Below are 3886 nucleotides of genomic sequence, written 5' to 3' on the forward strand. Positions count from 1 at the left end.
CGGGTCTCGAGGTCGATGTCGAGGTTCAGCCGCGAGTTGAGCTTGTAGCGGCCGACGCGCGTGAGGTCGTAGCCGAGCGGCGACGCCACGCCGGCCGAGGGTGCTGCTGCCGAGGGTGCGACGACCGAGGGCAGCGCGACCGCCGAGGGCGACGCGCCGGCCGACGCGGCCGCGCCCGCCGAGGGTCAGGCCTCCGCCGAGGGCCAGGACGGCGAGCCGAAGAAGAAGCGCCGCCGCTCGCGCGGCAAGCGCTCCGGCCGCGGTGGCGGGGCCGGCGGGCCGGGCGGCAAGCGCCGGTTCGCGTGGGACGAGGTCTTCCTGCGCCAGCGGCTCGAGCTGCTGCGTGCGATGGACCCGGACCCGGAGGCCATCACCTGGGCCGTCGACACGGCCGGCCGCTTCGACGTCGCCGACATCCTCGCCGGCGAGGGCTCGTCGGGCCGCGAGTTCGGCCGTCGCGCCTACGGGGCGGCCCCGGAGACCGACGACCAGGCCGCCTGGATCGTCCTCGCCGCCGTCCGCGCCCGCGACATCGTCTCGATCGCCCGCCGCTCGGTCAGCGGCACGCAGGACCAGCGCGAGCAGGTCAAGGCCGCCATCGAGCTCCTGGGCATCGCCCGCGTCAACACCGCGCTGCAGGGCGACCGCCCCGCGCAGCAGGTCTACGCCGAGCGCGCCCGCCGCGTCGACGTCACCGTCACCGGCGGCGAGGACCAGAAGGCCGCCTGGGCCCTCCTGTCGCTCGCCCGCCCGCAGGACGTCAGCTCCGCTGCGGCACCCCGGCGTCCCGCCGCCCGTCCGGGCGGACCCGGCGGCCCGGGTGGCCCAGGCCGCGGCGGTCCCGGTGGCTTCGGCGACCGCGGCGGTCGTCGCGAGCGACGCGAGCCCCCGATCCCGGGCGGCGTCTTCTCCGTCGGCGAGTCCGGCATCGGCGGCGAGCTGGGCGCGAAGCTCCGCGCCGCGCTGGCGCAGGCCGAGGGCAAGACCGAGGACGCCGCGCCCGAGGGCGAGCAGCAGGACTCCTAGGACGACCGGCACCCGGGCGGCCGCACGTCGGCCCGCCCGGGCCCGTGCCCGCTGGACGCTCGTCTCCGACGGGCGGCGGTGCCCCGCCGAACCGGGCGCAGTCGCCACGCCCACGCGTCGTGCCGTCCCCCCCGCCGCGCGTCGGGAACACCCGGGCGCAGTCGCGAGCGACCCTCGCCGTCCCCTCGCCCTCGACGGCGACCTCAGGACGGCTGACCCTGGTACCCGGCGGTCGCCGACCGGCCCGCGGCGCGGCCGCCACGAGCCGGAGCAGCCGGCGTCCGGGCCGTCAGTCAGCCCGCGGCGACCGCCGCGGGCCGGCTCACCACTCCGAGGGGGGCGGGATCGAGTCCAGGCCGTCGTCCGCGCCGCGGCCACCGGAGCGGACGCTGACGGCCTCGACGACCTCGGACTCCTCGAGGTCCTCGTCGTGGTCGCCGTCGCAGAGCACGCGGAAGTTGCCGGACACGCCGGCGTCGCAGTGGATCGTGATGCCGGGGAGGATCCGCTCGCCCTCGTCGAGGCCGAGGCGGTCCATGTCGAACGCGGACAGACCGATCCCGTAGGCGTTGTGGGTCGGGTTCTCGCGGTCGTGCGAGTTCACGGCCATCTGGAAGGCCTGGAGGTTCTTGGCGATCTTCGACGTATCCGACATGGGCGAACATTCAGCGTAGCGCGTGTCGTCCGTGCGGCCGAGTCGCCGGCGGACGGCCGGCGGAGCCGGCCCCCACGCGCGGACCCGCGGTACCCTCAACCAGCCTCCGGGCGCGTAGCTCAGCTGGTCAGAGCATCCGGTTTACACCCGGGAGGTCGCCCGTTCGAATCGGGCCGCGCCCATCGCCGCGATCAGCGGCCCGCCGACCCCGGTCCCCGGGGCCGCGCGGCGCCCGGCGGAGCCCCGGCCCGTCGCGGTCCGCGTGCCCGGCATCATGTGGCGCGATGACGCCGCGCCGCGCCGCCGCCCTGCGCCTCGGCGGCCTGTCCGTCGGACTCGTGGTCCTGTTCGCGGTCTTCGCCGTGGGCGGCGTCCTCGACCAGGAGCGGATCCGGACGTGGATCGATCCGGCCGGCGTCGCCGCGCCGATCGCGTACGTCCTCATCGCCGGCGTCCTCGGAGCGGTCCTCGTGCCGGGCGCGGCGCTGTCGGCGGCCGCCGGCCTGCTGTTCGGGGCGGTCGCGGGAGCCCTCGTCTCGTTGCCCGCCGCGGTCCTCACCGCCGTGCTGGCGCGCGGCGCGTCGGCCCGCGCGGGCGGCACCTCGCTCGACGACCTGTCGGGGGAGCGCCTCCTCGCGATCACCGCGTTCGCGCAGCGGCGCGGGTTCTCGGCCGTCGTCGTCCAGCGCCTGCTGCCGGCGGTCCCCGACGGACCGTTCTCGCACGCCTTCGGGCTCGCGGGCGTCCGCACCCGCGACGTCGCGCTCGGCACGCTCGTCGCGTCGGGGCCACGGGCGTTCTCCTATGCGCTGCTGGGCGCGAACGCCGACGACCTCACCGGCCCGCACGCGCTCTTCGCGGTCGCCCTGAACGTCGCGACCGGGGTCCTCGGACTGGTCCTGGCGTGGCTGGTCCTGCGGCGCGAGCGCGAGCGGCTCGCGGCCCAGCCGACGATCGACGCCAGCCCGCCTGCAGGCGCCGGACCGGCGACCGGCCCATCGGTCCCCGACGCCTAGGCGAGCGGGCGCCCAGGGTTCGGACGGACCGTGCACGATCAACGTGCCTCGCCGTCGCGGGGTCGTCTCGATCGCGGTCGCGACCACCGGTAGGATCGCGCCATGCCGCTCGACCCGCCGATCGCCGCCCTCCTCGATCAGATGCAGGCCAACGGGGCCGACGGCGGCCTGATGGCCGGTGGCGACGTCGCCGGGGCCCGCGCCCTGATGGCGCAGATGCTCGGCGGCCTCGCGTTCGCCGAGCTGCCCACGGGCGTCCTGGACCCCGAGCAGATCGAGATCCCGTCCGACGCCGGCCCGATCCCGGCCCGCGTCTACCGCCCCGACGGCGACGGCCCGCGCGCGACGCTCGTCTTCCTCCACGGCGGCGGCTTCGCGCTGGGCGACGCGGCGAGCTACGACGGCCAGGTCCGCGCGATCGTCGCCGCCCTCGACGCGGTGGTCGTCAGCGTCGACTACCGCCTGGCGCCCGAGCACCCGTTCCCGGCCGCCGTCGACGACGCGCTGGCGGCGACCGCGTGGGCCGGGGAGCACGTCGCGGAGCTCGGCGGCCGAGCCGACCGCCTCGCGGTCGGCGGCGACTCCGCGGGCGGCAACCTGGCGGCCGTCGTCGCGCAGGCCCGTCGGGACGCGGGGCTGCCGCTCGCCGCGCAGCTCCTGATCTACCCGGTGACGGACCCGGCCACGAGGTACCCGTCGCACGAGGAGAACGGCAAGGGGTACTTCCTCACCGCCGCCGACATGACGTGGTTCGAGCAGGCCTACGCCGGCGACCAGGACATCGCGGCCGGGCTGGCGGACGTCCGCGCCTCCCCCGCGTCCGGGAACCTCGAGGGCCTCGCCCCCGCGGTCGTCGCGACGGCCGGGTTCGACCCCCTGCGCGACGACGGCGACGCCTACGCGGCGGCGCTGGCCGCGGCGGGCGTCACGGTCCGCCACCTGCAGAACCCGTCGCTGATCCACGGCTGGCTCGCGATGGCGCCGCTGAGCCCGGCGTCGCGCGAGGCCCGCGACGCGGCGCTGGGGGCCCTGAAGGACCTGCTGGCCTGAGGCTCGGGTTCGGGGCCGGGGCCGCACGCTCGGTGGCGGCATGCCCCCGCCTCTGCCCCCGGCATGCCCCCGCCCTTGCCCCCGGCCGGCCCGCGCAGGAGGACCCGGCGCGGCCTGACCGGCCGGCCGCGGAGCGCCG

At 77.5% G+C, this 3886-nt stretch carries 4 protein-coding genes and 1 tRNA gene; 4 read left to right on the forward strand and 1 reads right to left on the reverse strand.

Annotated features, from left to right (window positions below; translation table 11 throughout):
• Positions 1-348 precede the first annotated feature (348 nt).
• The gene (locus AB0L40_RS27085) at positions 349-1026 is read left to right on the forward strand and encodes a hypothetical protein (protein ID WP_364361803.1); all 678 of its coding nucleotides are present in this window, start codon (positions 349-351) and stop codon (positions 1024-1026) included.
• Positions 1027-1348: 322 nt separating this feature from the next.
• Here AB0L40_RS27085 and AB0L40_RS27090 read toward each other — a convergent pair whose 3' ends face one another.
• Positions 1349-1681, reverse strand: coding sequence for a hypothetical protein (locus tag AB0L40_RS27090; RefSeq protein ID WP_364361805.1), 333 nt, complete (start codon positions 1679-1681; stop codon positions 1349-1351).
• 108 nt (positions 1682-1789) lie between these two features.
• Between AB0L40_RS27090 and AB0L40_RS27095 the strand changes: the two genes are divergently transcribed.
• The 3 genes from AB0L40_RS27095 to AB0L40_RS27105 all read left to right on the forward strand — a co-directional run bounded on the left by AB0L40_RS27095 (position 1790) and on the right by AB0L40_RS27105 (position 3747).
• A tRNA-Val gene (locus AB0L40_RS27095) sits at positions 1790-1863 on the forward strand.
• 102 nt (positions 1864-1965) lie between these two features.
• The gene (locus AB0L40_RS27100) at positions 1966-2697 is read left to right on the forward strand and encodes a VTT domain-containing protein (protein ID WP_364361807.1); all 732 of its coding nucleotides are present in this window, start codon (positions 1966-1968) and stop codon (positions 2695-2697) included.
• 102 nt (positions 2698-2799) lie between these two features.
• Entirely contained in the window at positions 2800-3747 is a 948-nt protein-coding gene (locus AB0L40_RS27105) for an alpha/beta hydrolase (RefSeq protein ID WP_364361809.1), read from the forward strand.
• Positions 3748-3886 lie beyond the last annotated feature (139 nt).

This window comes from Patulibacter sp. NPDC049589, from assembly GCF_040675535.1.
Classification (GTDB): Bacteria; Actinomycetota; Thermoleophilia; order Solirubrobacterales; family Solirubrobacteraceae; genus Patulibacter.